The 18,730-nt window shown below is 44.2% G+C and carries 20 protein-coding genes; 5 read left to right on the forward strand and 15 right to left on the reverse strand.

What is annotated here, in order from left to right; genetic code table 11:
• Nucleotides 1–177: 177 nt before the first annotated feature.
• Nucleotides 178–1,101 carry an AraC family transcriptional regulator gene (locus tag NSQ38_RS21365; protein ID WP_339783954.1) on the forward strand — a complete coding sequence of 308 codons (924 nt, stop codon included), beginning with the start codon at nt 178–180 and terminating at the stop codon, nt 1,099–1,101.
• 137 nt (nt 1,102–1,238) lie between these two features.
• Here NSQ38_RS21365 and NSQ38_RS21370 read toward each other — a convergent pair whose 3' ends face one another.
• The 5 genes from NSQ38_RS21370 to NSQ38_RS21390 form a co-directional block, all read right to left on the reverse strand.
• On the reverse strand, nt 1,239–2,261 hold the full coding sequence (locus NSQ38_RS21370) for an NADH:flavin oxidoreductase/NADH oxidase (protein WP_339783955.1): 1,023 nt from the start codon (nt 2,259–2,261) through the stop codon (nt 1,239–1,241).
• A gap of 111 nt (nt 2,262–2,372) precedes the next feature.
• Nucleotides 2,373–2,717, reverse strand: a complete 345-nt coding sequence (locus tag NSQ38_RS21375; RefSeq protein WP_339783956.1) for a rhodanese-like domain-containing protein — start codon at nt 2,715–2,717, stop codon at nt 2,373–2,375.
• A 51-nt stretch (nt 2,718–2,768) separates the two neighbouring features.
• On the reverse strand, nt 2,769–3,413 hold the full coding sequence (locus NSQ38_RS21380) for an SDR family oxidoreductase (RefSeq protein WP_339783957.1): 645 nt from the start codon (nt 3,411–3,413) through the stop codon (nt 2,769–2,771).
• A 137-nt stretch (nt 3,414–3,550) separates the two neighbouring features.
• On the reverse strand, nt 3,551–3,955 hold the full coding sequence (locus tag NSQ38_RS21385) for a MarR family transcriptional regulator (protein ID WP_282321482.1): 405 nt from the start codon (nt 3,953–3,955) through the stop codon (nt 3,551–3,553).
• Between the two features lie 207 nt (nt 3,956–4,162).
• Nucleotides 4,163–5,191, reverse strand: a complete 1,029-nt coding sequence (locus tag NSQ38_RS21390; protein WP_339783958.1) for an ABC transporter substrate-binding protein — start codon at nt 5,189–5,191, stop codon at nt 4,163–4,165.
• 211 nt (nt 5,192–5,402) lie between these two features.
• Between NSQ38_RS21390 and NSQ38_RS21395 the strand changes: the two genes are divergently transcribed.
• Nucleotides 5,403–6,215 (forward strand): undecaprenyl-diphosphate phosphatase, encoded by an 813-nt coding sequence (locus tag NSQ38_RS21395; protein ID WP_036608062.1) that lies wholly within the window; start codon nt 5,403–5,405, stop codon nt 6,213–6,215.
• Between the two features lie 87 nt (nt 6,216–6,302).
• Here the strand turns inward: NSQ38_RS21395 and NSQ38_RS21400 are convergent, their stop codons facing one another.
• Complete coding sequence (locus tag NSQ38_RS21400) at nt 6,303–7,481, reverse strand: MFS transporter (protein WP_339783959.1); 1,179 nt, start codon at nt 7,479–7,481, stop codon at nt 6,303–6,305.
• 148 nt (nt 7,482–7,629) lie between these two features.
• Nucleotides 7,630–8,487, reverse strand: a complete 858-nt coding sequence (locus NSQ38_RS21405; RefSeq protein ID WP_339783960.1) for an arginase family protein — start codon at nt 8,485–8,487, stop codon at nt 7,630–7,632.
• 105 nt (nt 8,488–8,592) lie between these two features.
• On the opposite strand from NSQ38_RS21405, the gene NSQ38_RS21410 reads away from it, so the two are divergent.
• On the forward strand, nt 8,593–8,958 hold the full coding sequence (locus NSQ38_RS21410; RefSeq protein WP_026081085.1) for a helix-turn-helix domain-containing protein: 366 nt from the start codon (nt 8,593–8,595) through the stop codon (nt 8,956–8,958).
• A gap of 141 nt (nt 8,959–9,099) precedes the next feature.
• Here the strand turns inward: NSQ38_RS21410 and NSQ38_RS21415 are convergent, their stop codons facing one another.
• Complete coding sequence (locus NSQ38_RS21415) at nt 9,100–9,570, reverse strand: GNAT family N-acetyltransferase (RefSeq protein WP_091016394.1); 471 nt, start codon at nt 9,568–9,570, stop codon at nt 9,100–9,102.
• Nucleotides 9,571–9,788: 218 nt separating this feature from the next.
• Between NSQ38_RS21415 and NSQ38_RS21420 the strand changes: the two genes are divergently transcribed.
• The gene (locus NSQ38_RS21420; protein WP_339783961.1) at nt 9,789–10,466 is read left to right on the forward strand and encodes an MBL fold metallo-hydrolase; all 678 of its coding nucleotides are present in this window, start codon (nt 9,789–9,791) and stop codon (nt 10,464–10,466) included.
• 122 nt (nt 10,467–10,588) lie between these two features.
• Here NSQ38_RS21420 and NSQ38_RS21425 read toward each other — a convergent pair whose 3' ends face one another.
• A complete protein-coding gene (locus tag NSQ38_RS21425) occupies nt 10,589–11,236 on the reverse strand; it encodes a hypothetical protein (RefSeq protein WP_339783962.1) in 648 nt (215 codons plus the stop codon).
• Entirely contained in the window at nt 11,229–11,633 is a 405-nt protein-coding gene (locus NSQ38_RS21430; protein WP_339783963.1) for a DUF3888 domain-containing protein, read from the reverse strand. The genes NSQ38_RS21425 and NSQ38_RS21430 overlap by 8 nt, the downstream gene beginning before the upstream one ends.
• Before the next feature lie 263 nt (nt 11,634–11,896).
• Here NSQ38_RS21430 and metE point away from each other — a divergent pair, with 263 nt between their 5' ends.
• The gene (gene metE / locus NSQ38_RS21435) at nt 11,897–14,191 is read left to right on the forward strand and encodes a 5-methyltetrahydropteroyltriglutamate--homocysteine S-methyltransferase (protein ID WP_339783964.1); all 2,295 of its coding nucleotides are present in this window, start codon (nt 11,897–11,899) and stop codon (nt 14,189–14,191) included.
• 181 nt (nt 14,192–14,372) lie between these two features.
• Here the strand turns inward: metE and NSQ38_RS21440 are convergent, their stop codons facing one another.
• From NSQ38_RS21440 to NSQ38_RS21460, 5 genes are read right to left on the reverse strand one after another with little or no spacing between them, the layout of a single operon-like run.
• Complete coding sequence (locus NSQ38_RS21440; RefSeq protein ID WP_339783965.1) at nt 14,373–14,915, reverse strand: redoxin domain-containing protein; 543 nt, start codon at nt 14,913–14,915, stop codon at nt 14,373–14,375.
• Nucleotides 14,916–14,926: 11 nt separating this feature from the next.
• Nucleotides 14,927–15,640, reverse strand: a complete 714-nt coding sequence (ccmA, locus tag NSQ38_RS21445) for a heme ABC exporter ATP-binding protein CcmA (RefSeq protein ID WP_339783966.1) — start codon at nt 15,638–15,640, stop codon at nt 14,927–14,929.
• Nucleotides 15,633–16,454, reverse strand: a complete 822-nt coding sequence (locus tag NSQ38_RS21450; RefSeq protein ID WP_339790627.1) for an ABC transporter permease — start codon at nt 16,452–16,454, stop codon at nt 15,633–15,635. Before NSQ38_RS21450 ends, ccmA begins: the two co-directional genes overlap by 8 nt.
• A 28-nt stretch (nt 16,455–16,482) precedes the next feature.
• Complete coding sequence (locus tag NSQ38_RS21455; protein WP_051449728.1) at nt 16,483–17,064, reverse strand: nitrous oxide reductase accessory protein NosL; 582 nt, start codon at nt 17,062–17,064, stop codon at nt 16,483–16,485.
• Nucleotides 17,061–18,449, reverse strand: coding sequence for a NosD domain-containing protein (locus NSQ38_RS21460; protein ID WP_339783967.1), 1,389 nt, complete (start codon nt 18,447–18,449; stop codon nt 17,061–17,063). The genes NSQ38_RS21455 and NSQ38_RS21460 overlap by 4 nt, the downstream gene beginning before the upstream one ends.
• Between the last annotated feature and the right edge of the window lie 281 nt (nt 18,450–18,730).

Genomic DNA, 18,730 nt, shown 5'->3' on the forward strand with positions numbered 1-18,730 from the left:
ATCTTCTGTACTTGTTGTATATCATGACCTGTGTACTTGTGATTATGTAACCAGCAATCAGAATGTCTTATCCATTCACATCAAATGTTTGCCTATTCCTATCCGTTTTCTACCGCCTCCGGTCAATATACGATAGAATGTGATTATTATGTTGTGAGGAAAAAAGGAGAACTTTGCATGTCTGATCAAATACACGAACAACAAAACGAATTAGCCACACTCATTGACCGTTATTCCAACAAGGATGGGGTGCACCCGACGGCAATCCCTTCATTATCTCTAATCCGTGAATCGGTCGTTACTGAACCTATATTTAGAGTGAATGAACCATCCTTCTGCATTATCGTTCAGGGTGAGAAAGAGGTCCTGCTGGGACAGGATCGTTTCCGGTATGGTCCAGGAAGTTATATCGTGGCAACCGTTGACTTGCCGGTTAGTGGACAAGTGATTCAAGCCTCGTCTGAGGCTCCCTATCTGGCCCTCAAACTTGAATTCACATCCAGTGAGATTCTGGAGGTATTGAACCATTCCGATTTCCCAGCAAGACCGCGGAAAACAACGAGACGTGCGATGTTTGTCAGCCAAGCAGAGCCATCTCTGCTGGATGCAGTCATCAGGTTAGCCCGTTTGTTGGAAGATCAATCGGAAGATATCCCACTACTCGCTCCTTTGTTCAAAAAGGAAATTCTCTATAAAGTTCTGAAAGGCCCACATGGGATTGCCCTGGAACAAGCTACCATGGAGGGCAGCCATACCTATCGAATCAGAGACGTTATTGAATATATTATGAATCACTCTGAGCAAAATTTTCGGGTCGAGGATCTGGCGGATTTGGCGAATATGAGTACTGCCTCGCTGCACAGACACTTTAAAGAAGTGACTGCCATGAGTCCGATTCAGTTTCAAAAACAACTAAGGCTGCAAGAAGCTCGCCGCTTGTTATTATCCAAATCCACCGATGCAGCAGATGTAGCATTTCAGGTAGGTTACGAGAGCCCTTCCCAATTCAGCCGTGAATATTCTCGCATGTTCGGATTTCCGCCCAGAGAAGATATTAAACGCTTGAGAGGCAGAAGCGATGAAACGACTTCACTCTATTGATGATGACTGGCTATTATGTTTCTTTACCTTGTCTAGTTTAACCCAAAAAAGGACTCCTTCTGTTTTGTCAGAGGAGTCCTTTCTTATTCATGTATTAATGAAGATCATTAGATGATTAACATTAAATCATTAGTACATTAAAAGCCAGTTGTATATTGTTTTGGAACTTCCGTTGTCTTGCGCAAAGCAGACGCAGCTTCCAAGGCCCAGTAAGGATTTCTTAACAGACCTCTGCCAACTGCAACGAGATCAGCTTCTTCATTGCCGATGACTGCATTCGCCAACTTAGGATCATCGAGTCTTCCAACAGCAATCACGGGCACATCAAGAGCCTCTTTGATTGCTTTAGCGAGAGGTACTTGATAAGCCGCGTGAGTTCCTGGTCTGCCCCATGCAGCGATAGGTCCCTCGCCACCAGATGAGATGTCAAATACGTCAACACCTGCCTCTTGATATGCTTTGGCAAACTCGGAACTTTCGTTAATGCCATAGCCACCTTCTACATATTCTTTGGCTGAAATACGCATCATCAAGGGCATATCCTCGGGCATCTCTGCCTTAGCAGCCTGAATAATCTCCCGGCCAAATAACGTTAAATCTTGACCGTATTCATCTTCACGCTTGTTTGTTAGTGGAGAATGGAATTGATGAATTAAGTAACCATGTGCACCATGAATCTCAATTGTATCAAAGCCCGCTTTTACAGCACGAGCTACAGCACTCCGGAATTTTTCAACCATTCCTTTAACTTCATCCGTTGTGAGCGCTCTAGGTTGCTTGGAATTCTCATCAAAGGCGATCGCGGATGGAGCAACTGGAACTTCGGCATCTTCTGCTTTGCGGCCCGCATGAGCAATCTGAATACCGACCTTGGCACCATAACTGTGACACGCATCGACGATCCGCTTCAGAGCTGGGATCTGTTCATCCGACCACAGTCCAAGATCATAATCTGAGATCCGGCCATCCGGTTCCACATCTGTCATTTCAATAATAATGAGACCTGTTCCTCCCACGGCACGACTGACGTAGTGCATATAATGCCAATCTGTTGCAATACCATCTTTTTGATCAACTGAATATTGGCACATTGGAGCCATTACGACACGGTTTTTAAGCTCTAGGCTTTTAAAAGAATATGGACTAAACAAATCTGTCATCAAAATAAAACTCCCCTTTTCATGAATCACGTATAATAAAATGCATGCGCAAGCATCGAATAAATGCCTACAATTAATAACTCTGTATGATTTAGAACTCACATTTAACTTTTACTTCATCACATAAAGACATTCAAATCCATGCTTTCGCAAAATACGGACAGCCTTTTTGGATTGAAGCATACCAGGTGACATTATAATTACGTTATCTTCTCGAAGAAGGTATTTTTCCCATGTGAAAGCAAGCCGTCCCAATGAGATGTTAATCGTATCCGGAGTAGGATTAGCCATATAATCCGTCGCATCTCGAATATCAATCACTTTATACTGCCGAAAATCACGCTCTTGTCTGAGAAATGCTTGATAATCTATATATTCAAGATTGCGTACTGGCCAAAATTGACGTACAACGATGAAGATACCTAATATGAAGGTCAAAAGCATCAACATAATCATTGTATAGCCCTCTCTTAACTCATCAGATATCGTCGAAAATTTTGTTTTGGATCAGAGCCCACTCAATGCCTCAAATATTGTATCCTCACCAGCGATTAGATCAAATGAACGCTTGTAGGTATTCTTCTCACTCAAACTGGCCAAAATCACATGAGCTACATCTTCACGAGCAATGTTACCGGTTGTGATATTCTCGGCAGCAGAAACTTTACCTGTTCCTGGTTCATTCATTAGAATCCCTGGACGTATAATGGTATATGTTAATCCACTGATTTCTAACAATTTATCAGCATAGTGCTTCGCTGCATAATATGGAAGGGTGTTATCATGCCAGTTATCACGATTATTGGCTTGGATCGCACTCACCATGATAAATCGATCAATACCCGCTTTTTGAGCCGCTTCAATAGTTTTCCCGGCACCATCCAGATCAATGAGGAGTGTTTTATCATATCCCGTTGTACCACCAGAGCCAGCTGCAAATACAATTGCGTCACAACCCGTTGCAGCAGCTACAAGTGAGTCAACCGTACCTTCCAAGTTGGCAAGCACCGTTTCCACACCCTGTGCTGCAAATGAATCTACCTGTTCTTGTTTTCGTACCATGGCAAGAACGGTGTGCTCTTCACTATTCTTCAAAAGATGAATGAGCTGTTGACCAATCTGTCCATTTGATCCAACGACGAATACCTTCATGTTCAATACCTCCTTTATACATGAATCACCGCATCCATATTAAATTCATGCGCATGCATTTAATTTAAAGGATATTCTAATGAGTGTCAAGTCTTCTTATAGGGTAAATGATTAATTACCCTATATTCACCCTAGCCTTAGAACAATTCTTTAGTGAGGTTCTCTAATCGAGTCTCAAATCCATCCTGTTCCAATTCAGTTTGCAAGACCTGATTAAACGTTTGAAGTGCTTTCTTGTATTTATTCTCTCCAAGCTCGGTAATACGAGTGTAAATGCCACGCCGGTCATCTTCACATGCATGTCTTTCCAGAGCCCCACAGTCTTTGGCTTCCATCCTAACGACGAGCCTGGAAGTAGCACTTTGGCTCAACCCCACTAGTTCTTGAAGTTGCTGTAGGCGTAATTCCTTACCCTCCGCATTATATATGAAGTTTAACACATAAAATTCCTTCAAAGATAAGTCATATTGTTGAAGCAGAGCTTGTTCCAGCTTCTCGTTCAGATGGGTATGAATGTTAGAGAAAGCCAACCAAACATTCAAACGTTCACTCTTTTGCTGCAATCTAGATCACCCCACTTGATATTTAATGTTCATCAGCTGTTATCCTATTGTATCAAGCTTAATTACATTGGTCAAAACCCATCCAAGTTCGACGTATATAACATCCTAAGCTCATAAGAAGAGCATTTCCCCGTCTTGTACCGACGTTTAGAAATGCTCCAGTATTACCATTTATGCAGTCTAATCTTACTTCGCGGTAAGCAGGCTATCGGAAATAAATTGCAGCTGACCTTCCAACGTTAACGGATCGTTGTACGAGTCTGAAGTCGGATCAAGCTGGAACACATGATTTGCCTTCACCGCAGGCAAGTTCTTCCATAATGTATTGTCATATACGATCTTGGGATCGGTTTTATCTCCCGACCACGGGCTGGTAAAGATGATATCACCTGCATACTCCGGTAATAGTTCCATGGAGATTGAAGCCCATCCAGTTCCGCTGTCAATCGCTTCAGCTTGGGCCTTGGCTGGTGCCTTGAGATCAAACTCCCCGTAAATAATTTCACCGCCTCGACCATAGTTATGACCAAATACAAATAATCCTTTGGCGTATGGATTCAGTATGGAAACGGTACGATCGCCTACAGCTTCCTGAACCTTGGGCTTCAGTTCGTTGATCTTCGCTTCCCATTTAGCATTCCAAGCTTTCGCTGCGTCTTCTCTATTAGTGAGCTTACCCATTTCAAGCATTAGATCCTTGAAATTGCGCTTACCATATGCAATCTGTACAACAGGCGCAATCTGCTCCAGCTTGTCGATGCCCTCTGTTCCAGTGTACACGATAAATAAGTCCGGTTTTAAACTGATTAGTTTCTCTGGTGTAGGCTCTTGACCCAGATCACTGGTGCCCGCTGCTGCAAGTTGATCCTTGATATATTTGTTGTTCATCGCTCCTGATAAAGCGCCGACTACCGGTGCATCCAAGGCAACAAAGTAGCCTGTCGAAAATGATGTCAAATCAATAATACGCTTAGGATTCTTCGGTACCTGTACTTCGCCTGCATCCGATTGATATGTAACAAGTTCCTCTTCGGCAGTTGCCGCTTTATCAGCTGAAGAAGCTGAATCCGAGTTCGTCTTGGTTTCTGTCTCCGCAGCTGTATTCGTGCTATCACCGGTTGTACTATCGGTCGTCGCAGACTGACCACATGCACTAAGTACAATCAGCAAGATAAGTGCCATCATGATCCATATTGATTTTATCTGTTTACGCAAAATAAACCCACCTTTTCGTTGATATTGATAATCGTTATCAACGATATCATGCTCTGCAGGATTTGACAAGCTATGTTTATTTCCCTCTCTCTATGAACTCTAACTTGCAAGTCACCAAGTTAAACAGCTATCATCAATAGAGTAGACAAGTCACTTTTATTAAAAAGAGAGATCATTGGAAAGCCAATGAAACGTATTCAAGGAGGACAACATGGAAGAGATTATATTGTGGTTAAAGTATTTATTTTTAGGTATTGTTCAAGGTGCAACGGAGCCGATTCCCGTCTCCTCGAGCGGTCATCTGATCATCGCCCAGAAACTAATGGGCATCAAGCAGAATGGATTGTCATTTGAGATTTTAACAAACACAGCATCACTTATCGCTATTATTTTTATTTTCAGGGAAGATATCAAAAAGTTGATTATTGGTGCATTGGGTTACCTGCGTACTCGTAAAGAAGAATATAGAGCTGACTTCATGTTTTGCTTATACATAATTATTGGTACGATCCCTGCTGCTGTCGTCGCAGTCCTGTTCAAAGACCGGATTGAAGAAATTTTCTCGTCCGTATATACCGTTTCCATCGCGTTATTAATCACCGGTGTTGCCTTGTGGCTTATTCGTAATCTTCGTGGGCGCAAGCAAGACGGTGATCTGTCTACGAAAGATGCACTGTTGGTAGGTCTGGCTCAGGCGGTCGCTCTTATTCCGGGCATTAGCCGCTCAGGGGCAACTGTAATTGCGTCCATCGCTGTTGGCATGAAACAGGAAACCGCTTTGAAGTTCTCCTTTATGCTGTACATTCCCATAAGTATCGGTGGACTCATTATGGGTGTATCCGACATTGCCAATGATCCGAATCGATCACAACTGGCTATTCCTTATCTGATCGCATTCATCACGACACTTTTTGTCACGTATTTCTCCATGAGATGGTTTATGGGCATTATGGCCAAAGGCAACCTGAAATACTTTTCGTATTACTGTTTTGCCGCAGGAACATTGTTGCTGATTTTCTTATAAAAAAAGTCCACACACCAAAAGGAACAACCAGCGATGGTTGTTCCTTTTGGTATATAGTGGCAGAGCCTTAATGACCTGTAGCAAGAGCTACACCGTCAGGCGCGTAGCCTTGGTACTTCTGTTAACCAGCTCCGTAGCCGCGAACATGACACTGAACAGAATCAGCAGAATCAGGGGTACCATTGACATTCCCCATTCGCTTGCAATGAGCCCCATACCTAACGGGATGAGTGTTGAACCTGTGTAGGCACTGGCCATTTCAAGTCCAATTACACTTGGGGATGCCTTCTCACCGAAGCGTTCCGGTGTCGCATGAACAATACTCGGATAGATCGGTGCTCCACCCAATCCCACGATAAATAAAGCACCTGCGGCAACCCAGTACGGTACCGGCATAACCAGGATAACCAATCCGAAGCATCCAATGATTCCACCATATCTGATGAGATTTTTGCTGGATACATGAGTCGAAAGAAAACCTGAGATTACACGGCCCAAGATAATGCCAATGAAAAATAGAGAGGAAAGTGCTGCGGCAGTACCTGGAGAAACTCCTTTGCTAACAATGAAAAAAGAAGCCATCCACAGACCGGCAGCAGTTTCGGAACCATTGTAACAGAGCATCGCAAGCATCGACATTTTCACGCCGGGGATACGTATGGCCTCACGGTTGCTTACGCGTTTCTTCTCATCGCCTGACCCCTCTACTCTTACCTTCTCAAAAATCTTCCATAGAGACAACGTTGATAATAAGATCACCACGATCCCAAACAAAATCAACCCCACAGTAACGTATCCTGCACGCCAGTTGTTTGCTTGATTCAGCCAATATGCCATAACGAGTGGGCCTGTCACTGCACCAATCCCCCAGAAACAATGCAACCAGTTCATATGCTTGGCTTTGAAATGTAATGCTACATAATTACTTAGTGCCGCATCCACCGAACCTGCACCCAGACCGAGAGGGATCGCCAGAACCAGTAAAAACACAAAATTCTCAGAGAATGAGAATCCCAACAGCGCGATCGTTGTTGAGAGAATACTGAATAATGTGACTTTACCCGTTCCGAACCGGTGCAACAATCGACTCGCGGACAGACTGGACACTACTGTACTAAATGAAATGATTAGCGATATGTAACCAGCCATTTCTGTTGTCGCATGTATATCGTTTTTCATAACGGACCAGGCACTGCCAAGTAAAGCATCAGGTAATCCCAGCCCTATAAATGCGAGATAAATAATGATTAACAATAACGTGACCATCTGGGTGTCTCTCCTCAGTTTATTTAATTAATTTCTGATTCTCGTCGAACCACCCATATAATAATATTGATATCTCTATCTGTAATCTTCCTATATTTTGACTCCTTATATCAGTATTCTGATATATTCTGGCGACTTATAACCTATATCACTGGTTCAGGATAGGTATTTCTCCAAGCAAATTCTTCAAGTTAATGGCATCCCACGGTATATGCTCAGTTATCCCTAATCCAACTACATCTGTTTCTTCAGACAGTTCTCTGATCAGATGAAGCAAGTGAGGTAATTGCATGGTTCCCGCTGGTGAAAACACATAAGGTTCCCCTGGTTTGGCGAATAACAATGAACGGAACATGTTGGGATCAAGCACATCCAGATCAAGGTGAATTGCCAGATGTTTGAACCCAGTCTCTTTAATCCACTTCTTAATCGAATCCATGCCATGGGTTAATTCTTCAGTTCCAGCCGTTCGGATACCCAATCTTTGAATCACTTCGGTTTCCTGTTCCGTGGGGGCTGTCAACCCGGCCATGAAGACATGTTCAGGCTTCAAGGGGACACTCACATGTTTGGTAAACTCCGGATCACCTTCCCCAAGAAGGTTCCCAAGCGGTAAAGTATGACCGTTGTCATAACCCTCGTATCTAACCAGATCACCATGTGCATCAATCCATATCAAACCAAGTTCTCCGCCATATCGTTCATTTAAATAAGCAAACGGGGCTTGTTCAACCAAACAGTCACCGCCAAACATGACAATGCGATCGGGCTGGTGAGCTTGAATAATATGCTGGGCAGCCTGCAATTGCTGAAGTAGCTGTGCTCTGCCTTTTATCCCGTTCTCGCTTACCAGAGATGTTCCATCATAAGCCTCAACAGGAACATGAATGAGAGGTTGATCATTGTCAGGTGCGAGCCATGCAAGCAGCTCCGCTCCAAAAGAGTAGTTAGGATTATCTCCACCTTGCCATTGTGGCATAAGTAAACGTATTGTTTTTTGAGTCATCGTAAATCCCCTTTACTTCAAAGTAAGGTTAGTATAAACTGAGCCCAAACAAATAAATAGTACGGTCTTTTAGGATAGGTACTACCCGGAAGGATAGTGTGAATGATGAGTATGGCTGAATACCACGGTAAAGTTAAAAATATTCAAGATACCCCTTTTGGATACACGTTGTCCGTTATTGGTGGCAAATGGAAAATGGTGATTATGTATCTTCTGGCTGATAACCAGCCTGTCCGCTTCAATGAACTTAAAAGACAGATCGGCGCCATCACGTATAAAACGCTGAGTTCACAGCTCAAAGAATTGGAAGCAGATGGTATGGTGGAGCGGAAAGAATATCCCCAAGTCCCTCCTAAAGTCGAGTACCGTCTGACAGCCAAAGCTGAAACGTTATTGCCCGTTTTGGAAGGACTATGCGAATGGGGTGTCCAACATCAGGAACCTTCGATCAATAATAGCGCAACGGATTGAACGCTTTTGTCTGTATTTTAGATGAGATAATTGGAGTATATGGAGTATGTTAAAAGTAAAAAAGTCGCCAATCGGCGACTTTTTTACTTTTATCTTGTGTTCCTCTGTCCGTTCAGCAAATAAAAGCTGTAATTCGTAGAATTATACTTTTTCGTGTACCAGATCTTTCTGGTAGGCCAACACTCTGTCCCAATTGCCACTGAAAACAGGAATTCGATAATACCCTACACGCTCATACAGGGCTGCAGCTTCTGGTTGCAAGGGACCTGTTTGCAGTTTCAGATTGGTATAACCAAGTTCGTTTGCAAGACGCTCTGCCTCGGCCAATATAGCCTGGGCAATCCCTTTACGGCGGTAACCACTGCGTGTATACATGCGTTTAACTTCTACAGATGTTTCATCAAGGGGTCTAAGTGCTCCGCAACCAACCGGATACCCGTCGATCCTGGCAACGATAAAGGCCGCACGTGGCACCTCAACGTCTGACAGTTGAAATCCCGCCGTTCCATCACCGCCATATAACAAACCGAGTTCTTCACTCAGTTCCTTGATCAATAACAGCGAATCTTCGCTCCGAATATCTTCAGCTGCTGCATGCACGATATGTGTCATCCCACATACCCCCTTTATCTTATTGGACTTATTGGTTTTAATGATATATCTAAATTATCATTCCCAACAGCAAGCGTCAATTCCCCAATTCATTGAATATTTCTATAAGTACACCCTATAAATACCCGAACGTATCTTATTGCCGTCTTTATTCGTTTACATAAGAAATATAACAAGCAACGATGTATATGAATTTCAACTCTCGGAGGTCTGATATTATGGAAATTTCAAAGGGAATAACGATGCTTCAGCTTAATTTCGAGGGGAATATAACTCACCCTGTTCTGATATGGGATGAAGAAATGGTTGTGTTAATTGATACCGGATTCCCTGGACAATATGACGATTTGCGTATCGCACTCGAAAAGATTGGTGTGCCGATCAGCCGACTTAAAGCAGTGATTTTGACGCATCAGGATGTGGACCATATCGGGTGTCTTCCCGAGATTTTGCAGGAGTGTGGCTCACAAGTCAAGATATATGCGCATGCGCTGGATAAGCCATATATTGAGGGACAGCTCCCTCTTCTCAAAGACGGTCACCTTGAGCATCCTCCAATGGGCAAAGTAGATGAAACGGTAACTGATGGTCAGGTACTGCCGTTTTGCGGCGGAATTCGTGTTATTCATACACCTGGTCATACACCTGGTCATACGCCAGGTCATATCAGTCTATATTTGATGGGCAGCAAAACGCTCATCGCCGGAGATTCAATGTATAGTGTAGACGGCAGGCTTGGAGGCATTCATGAACCTACTACGCTGGATATCGAAATGGCTCGTTGCTCCTTGAAAAAGTATATGGAACTCGACATTTCATCTGTGATTTGTTACCACGGTGGACGAAGTGATATGAATGTAAATGAACAGATCTCAGGGCTATATAAAATGAACTAACGAATAGTATGCTTCCGATGTAGCTTTCCTGCAGAAAGCTTGTAGCTCCGCTTCTTCAGGTTCTTTCTGTCCTCTCCGTTTTGTGTAAATGTTTAGTTCAATTTATATAGTTATGGGTTTATTTATTGTTTGGCATACTGCAAAATGGCTGTAGCCGCACGAATTCGCAGCTCTTCTTCTTCACTGTGTAACGCTTCTCTCAGCACCTGGAGAGCTGTCTGAACCGTGGCTTCATCTACCCCTGTTGAGAGAGAGTTCGTTGCTTCGGCTGTTATGCTGACTGCAAGACCTCGATCCAGCTGTGCTTGTGATATGGGATACTCAAATTTCGCAAGGATGGATGCGTCTTTCTGCAGTGCCTGCACTTTGTCATTCAGCTCAGTGAGAGGAATGCGCCCCAACCAGGTAACTCCGCGTCGGTGACAGATCAAGTCCTCTTCAGAACCAGCGGAATCGTCGTAATAATAATCCCCGATATCCCCCACATACGTCCATTCATCATCGCTAATTAAGACATAATCTCCATCCTGCATGAGGTTAGCAAACATATGTAGTGTCGCAAGTGTGTTCGCCATTTCAGCTTCATCCAAGCTATAGTGTAGCACCAACTGTTCCTTCCATAGCTCCGGGGGCGTATTCTCCAGATCCCCTGTAACTGACCAAGCGATACCAATATAATTTTCTTCCAAAAAGGACTTTACTCTGTTGATCCCATGCACAGTCGACTGGATATGATACAGGTTCATGCGTACCGCCTTCCTTTCAATCATTCGTATGAACGTAGTTCACCATTGTAACATTAGTGGGGTCTATTTCAAACGTAATGATCTCTTTCCCATATGGCGGGTTATGTGGACCGTAGAAAGTTCTGACTTCCAGAACGGTTCGAAAGTTATAACCACCTTGTGTGCGCCTTTTAAGTTCCAATACATGAATATCATATAGACCGTAGCTAGGGACAGGTTTATGATTTGCCTGATAATAGTTGGTAATCTCACGAGCAATGTAAGAGTTGAGCATCGTAAGTGCTAATGGCTTATAGTTTTCTTGTTGTACGCTCTCAGGATCTGCATATGTAACATCTGTGTATAGGGAAACACTATTTATCATTAATGTTATAGCTGAAAGTATTAAGAGAACAAATCGTTTTTGAATTACCATACTCATCCACCTTTTTTTACTTTCTATTATCCCGAGCGAATGCAAAAGCATACAAAATATGATTACGATCTATTATTTATCCTTAGCTGAGTTGGAAGGTTATTCTGTCATCGGAGTGGCAAGTGTAAATACTCGTTAATTCAACTTATGAAGCATACACCTTTGGATATAGCCTCAGGCTATAACTAGGTATAATTTAATGGAATTACATTATAACTCCGGATCTGTGATAAATTTTGTGTAACATAAAAGCAGAGGGGTTTTAAACGATGACAAAAAGCAGTGTATTGGGATATCCGCGTATTGGTGCTGATCGGGAATGGAAGAAAGCGTTGGAAGCGTTCTGGGCAGGTAAGCTGGAGGAAACAGAATTTCACGCACGTTTGCAGGAGATCCGTATCGATCATTTGCGCAAGCAACAAGCAAAAGGCATCGACATCATTCCGGTGAATGACTTTAGCTATTATGATCATATCCTGGATACGGCTGTGATGTTTGGCATTATCCCTAAACGATTTGCTTATGATGGTGGTTCCGTTCCGTTGTCCGTATATTATGGCATTGCACGAGGAACGAAAGATGCCGCAGCAAGTGAAATGACAAAATGGTTCAACACGAACTATCACTACATTGTACCTGAACTGGACGGGGCTTCCCCGAATCTGACGGAGAACAAACCACTTCTCGCTTATCGTGAAGCAAAAGAAAAACTCGGCATTGAAGGAAAACCGGTTATTGTTGGACCTTTGACCTTCCTGAAGCTCTCCAAGGGCTATGATAAATCCGAGACGGACGCTTGGTTGGACCGTTTGCTGCCACTGTACACTCAATTGCTTCAAGAACTTGCAAGCGAAGGCGTTCAGTGGGTGCAGATCGACGAACCTATTCTGGTAACCAAATTAAGCGATGAAGACGTACAGCGTCTGAATAAAATATATGAAACATTTGCAGCAGCTGTTCCAGGCTTGAATATCATGCTGCAAACGTACTTTGAATCTGTCGAAAACTACAGCGACATTGTGGCATTGCCAGTTCAAGGTGTAGGACTTGATTTTGTACACGGACTCTCTGGTAACACACAATCCATTCGGACATCCGGTTTCCCGGCAGACAAAGTGCTTGGTGCAGGTATTATTGATGGACGTGGGATCTGGAAAGCTTCCCTTCAAGCAAAACTGAACTTGCTGAATGAATTGACTGAGTTCGTGACACCTGAACGTATCATCGTGCAATCATCTTGCAGCCTGCTGCATGTGCCAGTTACAACAGAACGTGAGACAAAACTTACATCTGAACTGAAAAATGCTCTTGCATTTGCAGATGAAAAGCTGGATGAGATCGTTCTTTTGACTACAGCCTTATCTTCACCGAGTGCAGAGATTACCGCCAAAATAGACGAAGCTGAGCTTACCCTTCAGGCGCTTCAGCAATCCGAAGATCGGAACCGTACCGCTGTACAGAAAGCCGTTGCGTCCATCAGTGTTCAACAGCCAGAGCGATCCCGTCCTTTTGCAGAGCGTCATGAAGCCCAACAGGCCAAATGGCAATTGCCACTCTTCCCGACAACAACGATTGGTAGTTTCCCACAATCTGCTGAAGTCAGAAAAGCACGTCAGTTGTGGCGCAAGGGTGAGTTGAACAACGAACAGTATGCTGCCTTCATCCGGGATCAGATTGATATCTGGATCAAGATTCAAGAAGAGATCGGAATTGACGTACTGGTGCATGGTGAGTTTGAGCGTACCGACATGGTTGAATTCTTTGGCGAGAAACTTGCTGGTTTTGCCTTTACACAGTTCGGCTGGGTACAATCATATGGTTCCCGTTGCGTGAAGCCACCTATCATCTTCGGAGATGTTGCGTTTACTGGTGAAATGACGGTTGAAGAAACGAAATATGCCCAATCGCAGACTGAGCGTCCTGTCAAAGGCATGTTGACTGGCCCGATTACCATCATGAACTGGTCATTCGTACGCGAAGACATTGCTCGTGAGCAGATTGCCTATCAATTGGCGTATGCGTTGAGACAGGAAGTCGAAGCACTTGAACAGGCAGGCATTGGCATGATACAGGTTGACGAGCCGGCTGTTCGTGAAGGGCTTCCGTTGAAAGAAAATGAACAAGCTGATTACCTGGCTTGGGCAGTCAAAGCGTTCCGTATCTCCACGTGCACGGTGCATGAAACGACTCAAATTCATACGCATATGTGCTATTGCGAATTCCATGACATGATTGATTCCATTGAAGCTATGGATGCGGATGTTATCTCCATTGAGACATCCCGTAGTCACGGTGAACTGATTCATAGTTTTGAAGAAAATACGTATGAGCTCGGTATCGGTCTTGGCGTATATGACATCCATAGTCCACGTGTTCCGAGTGTAGATGAAATGAGCAGCATGATTGAACGTGCCCTGCGTGTTCTTGATCCGAAGCTGTTCTGGATTAACCCGGACTGCGGATTGAAAACCCGTGGACAAGAAGAAACGGTTGCTTCTCTGCGCAACATGGTTGATGCAACCAGAATCGCTCGTACCAATCACGCTTCAGCTGCTGTATTGTAATCGGCTGCGAAGCAGCATATCTTCAAAAGCAAAAGTAGCAAAGGCGGACACCCCTTCGTTAGATGGGTGTCCGCCTTTTTATGTTATATTTTTGTAGTTACTTTTAACATACATTCATCTACTCCAAATTTGGGCGATCTCGAGCGTTCCTGCCCCTTTTATCACCATCCAACGCTTACGACTAGATACTCTCTTCCAGCCATTGCTGCAATGGTGTATCTTCGGTCAGTTCACCGAGCAGTATGTGACGGAACTCCCCATCCCTATCAATGACCATTGTTGCGGGCAAACCTGTAATACGGTACATACCTGATATATTGCCCGTCACATCAATGATCACCGGAAAATCAAACGCCTGCTTATCCATAAACTCACGGATCGTGCCCTTCGATTCCCCCACGTTAACAAACAGGGTTTCCACGTCGTTCTGATAGTCCTGAGCGATCTGGTGAACGAGTGGCATCTCCCTTACACAGGGTGTGCACCATGAAGCCCAAAAGTTAATCATGACGGCTTTGCCACGATAATTCGACAGCCTGACTTGTTCGCCTGCTGAATTAACCGCTGTAAACTCAGGAGCCACGGCACCAGCTTCAATGGCGTTACCTCGCCGAGATTCGGGTGTCGATACATTTTCAAAAATGGCCCATGTACCTGCTAACAATGCGATCACACCAATCAAAATTGTAAGTGTACGTCTACTTTTAAAACTCTTTTTCTGCATTAAACTCACCTTCACTTTAAACCAAGACTTTGATGAAATGCTGCATGGAGCGAACCGAATTGATCACAAAAGTCGTGAGTGGAGCCCTCTCCAACATTACGTCCATGGTTCATGAATATCACCTGATCCGCAATATCTTCTGCGATCTCAAGCTGATGGGTAGAGAACACGACCATGTGACCATCCTGTTTGATTCCCTTGAGCAGCTGAGTTAATTCCTGCATCCAGAATGGGTCCAATCCATTTGTTGGCTCATCCATGATGAGCAGTGGAGGTTTCGACAGCACAGCCTGGGCGAATAACACACGTTGGCGCATGCCTTTGGAGAAGGTCGTAACCCGGTTTTTCTTTTGATCCTCCAAACCTACCATGGTCAGTACTTCCTGTACTCTCTCCTTGGGAACTTTCCTCAGAGAAGCCCAGAACAGAAGCATTTCCTCCGCACTCAGTCCTTGATTAAATTGATAATCGTCCGGCATATATCCAATCTGCTCTGAATAACGCTTGCGCTCCTTCAACCATCGCACATTGTTCACCGCAACCTCACCGGAGGTAGGCCGAAGAATTCCTGCGATCATTCGCAGAACCGTGCTTTTCCCTGCGCCATTCCCTCCACAGAGGGCAAGCACTTGGCCAGAATTCATGTGAAAGGAGATATCCTCAACAATCGGTTGCTTTTTAATGGATTTGCACAATCCTATCACTTCGAGCCCCGCTTTATCCATGAGAACGCCCCCTCTCCCAGATCGCGTATACCGCCAGGACAGAGCAGGTGATCCAGAACAGGCATATCCCGATGAAGATCCAACTGCCACTTGGTTGCTGCACCCACTCCACCCATCGATAATATTCTGGTCCCAGAATGGAGCCGCCTCCCAGTTTGATCACGACATACAAACGTACCAGCTCGGCCGGATTGATAAGTGTTAGTATAATCAGTAGCGGTTTGACCCACAGATAAGGCATCAGTCCCAGCACAGAAAGCAATAATGTTGGCCACCCAATGACAGCGAAGAACCATACGGTCACGGATATGGTTAACGCCTGCCACCGATTGCGCGACAATGAACCGATGAATAGAGCCAGCGTCAGAAATAACAACACCAGTCCACACGAGAATGCCAGAAAGAGAAGATATGTCATGGCATCCAGTGGATTTCCGATTACTCCGCTAATGACCCCCATCAGGCCGTATCCAAATGCAACAATGGTGATCAAAACAATCGACAGCCCAAGATACTTGCCCACAATAAAAGACATCGTGCCAATGGGATACGTGGATAGCAGCTGCCAGCTACCGTCTTCCTTTTCCGATGTTAATGAAAAGGAACCGAGGAATAGCGTCATTAATGGCAAAAGGTAGAGAATGAGATTTAACATCGAACCTGTGGTGCCCGAATATCCTTCAACCAGATTCTGTGAATTTAGAAGTAACAAACTTAAGCTAAATGTGCAAAAAAGAATCAGAAACGAATATGCCCAAGGATTGCGAAATCCCATTTTCACTTCTTTTCTTGCAATCTGTATCATATCTGACATCATTGATCACCATTTTCTATTGTCATTCCTAGTGGCCTGACTCTTCTTTCATCTCACCTTCCTGATGCATCTCATTACCGTCTCCTTCTTCACCATGTCCGTGCTCATCATGCCCATGTTCACCCATCATGTCCATATTCTCTGTGTTCTGTTTCCAGTCATGGGAGGCAAGATCCTCAGCGGTCATAATGGTTCCGACACCTTGCTCTGCAATGAAAGCTTCAGCCGAAGGCTTGTCCTTAAAGTTAAGAATTCCATAAGCCATAGGCGTACGCAATGAAGCGTCGTACACATACGTGGCTTTACTGTATTCAATCCATTCCTTGTCATTATAATCACGTACATAGTCCATACCGATGTTATCTGTGCCATTTTCTGTTTTCCACTGGTTCATGCAGCCGATGTCATCGAACTTGTAATTTTGGCCGTCTTTCGTAGTGAGCTGTGTTGCATATGCATCGTCCTTCACCTGCATTTTACAGATCGCACAGATATCCACGTCTTCATTGATCGGCAATGCCGCGTATTTTGTTCCGCAAGCGGTTAACAATACCATGCCAAACATAAGTACCATAACCATGGACCATCTTCTGTTCAAGCTTTTGTTCATTTTCGTAATACCCCCATATAGATGATTATAAAAGTTGCCATACCCAACAGAACTAACCCGAGCATCCACACCACATTGGAACCTGCCACCCTTTCCACTGACATGTTCAGATCAGATCCCGTATCCATGCTCATTCGTGGCGAATCGTCGGTAGTCCATTGTTCTCTGCCCTCTGTAAACAACTCACTCAGAAAGACCATACCCGGTGATTGAAAAAAGAGCTGATATGCTGAATTTCGACTGACCAGTTGCTCATAAAAAGGATTGATGGCATAGGATATTTCACTGATCCCATCCTGATTCAGATCGAGTCCCTGAAAGGAGTCCCAGTAATTCTCCATCATGGTATTATTCGGGCTATCCAGCGCTGAAGCTTCAATAACATTGGATACCAATTGGTTACCTGTAAGCTCATTAGCTTCTGCCAGAACAAGCTGGATGCCAACAAAATTCCGAAGCACCGCATTGCCACGGATTTCATTGCCCGATGACTCTGCAATATTCATGCCGACACGATTACCCTCCACCACATTGTTATGAATTGAGGATTGATGCACGTCATACAACAGAATGCCTTGGGAATGAACATTAGTACTCTGTTTGCGAAAAGAATTGCCCGAGATTACCGTATTCTTGACGCCCATAATCATGGCACCTGTCATGTTCTCTTCTCCGGTATTATCCATGACAGAAGAGCCGTCAATGTACATACAGTGGATGCCATACCTTGTATGTAACAGCCTGTTATTTTGCACGATAGACTTGCGACTGTTCTCCAGATAGATTCCATCCCTCATGCCGGTGATCTCATTGGCTTCAATGTAGCTATCATGGGAGTTGTACAGATCAATGCCATTGCCCTTCTGGCTACTGGAAGCAGAATCAGCCCCCATCCAAGTAATGTTGTTCCGCTGAATCGTTGCATGACTCGAATTTCGGATGATCATCCCGTACCCCTGGGTCTGAATATGCAGATCCGTGATCTCACTGTTTTTCCCTTCAATCTGAATGGCTGCAGTCTGTTCATTGGTATCATGTTCAATTGTAAAACCGCTCAATTTCACCCCATCCGAGCGAATCATTATCGTAGAGGTGGCTTCCGCATTAACAACTATGACCGTAGGATCACCCTGAATGGTGATGTTCTTGTCAATCGTCACCGGTCCAGAATAACGACCTGACGCAAGTTCAATGACTTCTCCAGGTGCAGATCGGTCAATCATAGGCTGAAGGGGAATGAGATCACGATGTCCGGAAGAGCCCATGACTGCACCGTGCGGAAGAGATAGTAGGAGCATCATCATTCCGATTAGAAAAAGTAAACCCGTAACCCGACTCTTCTTACAACTGTTGAATGCACCCAATCCTGCCTGAGGATTACTCATGATTCAAACCGCGCAATTCCGGCTTCTGGTTACAGTTGCTTATTGCTGTGGCAATGTATTCAACGGGTCTTACGTTAATCCAAAATATACGTTGGTTGTACACACCATCCCTCCATTCCACTTAAAATCAACTCTCCATGTCCCTCATCCATTGAAGCAACGTAATAATTGAAGCGTTATCACAATCCTGATCACAGTGTACTTAAAATGATATTTATTCCATATAGCTCAATTAGGCTATAGACGCTACATTTTTGTGTCGATATTGTGATGTAAAACAA

Source organism: Paenibacillus sp. FSL R7-0313 (assembly GCF_037969885.1).
Taxonomy (GTDB): domain Bacteria; phylum Bacillota; class Bacilli; order Paenibacillales; family Paenibacillaceae; genus Paenibacillus.

Bases quoted from the DNA above. Each gene is read 5' to 3' on its own strand.
- NSQ38_RS21365 (WP_339783954.1), top strand. From the start codon at position 178: ATGTCTGATCAAATACACGAACAACAAAACGAATTAGCCACACTCATT.
- NSQ38_RS21370 (WP_339783955.1), bottom strand. From the start codon at position 2,261: ATGACAGATTTGTTTAGTCCATATTCTTTTAAAAGCCTAGAGCTTAAA.
- NSQ38_RS21375 (WP_339783956.1), bottom strand. From the start codon at position 2,717: ATGATTATGTTGATGCTTTTGACCTTCATATTAGGTATCTTCATCGTT.
- NSQ38_RS21380 (WP_339783957.1), bottom strand. From the start codon at position 3,413: ATGAAGGTATTCGTCGTTGGATCAAATGGACAGATTGGTCAACAGCTC.
- NSQ38_RS21395 (WP_036608062.1), top strand. From the start codon at position 5,403: ATGGAAGAGATTATATTGTGGTTAAAGTATTTATTTTTAGGTATTGTT.
- NSQ38_RS21400 (WP_339783959.1), bottom strand. From the start codon at position 7,481: ATGGTCACGTTATTGTTAATCATTATTTATCTCGCATTTATAGGGCTG.
- NSQ38_RS21405 (WP_339783960.1), bottom strand. From the start codon at position 8,487: ATGACTCAAAAAACAATACGTTTACTTATGCCACAATGGCAAGGTGGA.
- NSQ38_RS21410 (WP_026081085.1), top strand. From the start codon at position 8,593: ATGAGTATGGCTGAATACCACGGTAAAGTTAAAAATATTCAAGATACC.
- NSQ38_RS21415 (WP_091016394.1), bottom strand. From the start codon at position 9,570: ATGACACATATCGTGCATGCAGCAGCTGAAGATATTCGGAGCGAAGAT.
- NSQ38_RS21420 (WP_339783961.1), top strand. From the start codon at position 9,789: ATGGAAATTTCAAAGGGAATAACGATGCTTCAGCTTAATTTCGAGGGG.
- NSQ38_RS21425 (WP_339783962.1), bottom strand. From the start codon at position 11,236: ATGATTGAAAGGAAGGCGGTACGCATGAACCTGTATCATATCCAGTCG.
- NSQ38_RS21430 (WP_339783963.1), bottom strand. From the start codon at position 11,633: ATGAGTATGGTAATTCAAAAACGATTTGTTCTCTTAATACTTTCAGCT.
- metE (WP_339783964.1), top strand. From the start codon at position 11,897: ATGACAAAAAGCAGTGTATTGGGATATCCGCGTATTGGTGCTGATCGG.
- NSQ38_RS21440 (WP_339783965.1), bottom strand. From the start codon at position 14,915: ATGCAGAAAAAGAGTTTTAAAAGTAGACGTACACTTACAATTTTGATT.
- ccmA (WP_339783966.1), bottom strand. From the start codon at position 15,640: ATGGATAAAGCGGGGCTCGAAGTGATAGGATTGTGCAAATCCATTAAA.
- NSQ38_RS21450 (WP_339790627.1), bottom strand. From the start codon at position 16,454: ATGTCAGATATGATACAGATTGCAAGAAAAGAAGTGAAAATGGGATTT.
- NSQ38_RS21455 (WP_051449728.1), bottom strand. From the start codon at position 17,064: ATGAACAAAAGCTTGAACAGAAGATGGTCCATGGTTATGGTACTTATG.
- NSQ38_RS21460 (WP_339783967.1), bottom strand. From the start codon at position 18,449: ATGAGTAATCCTCAGGCAGGATTGGGTGCATTCAACAGTTGTAAGAAG.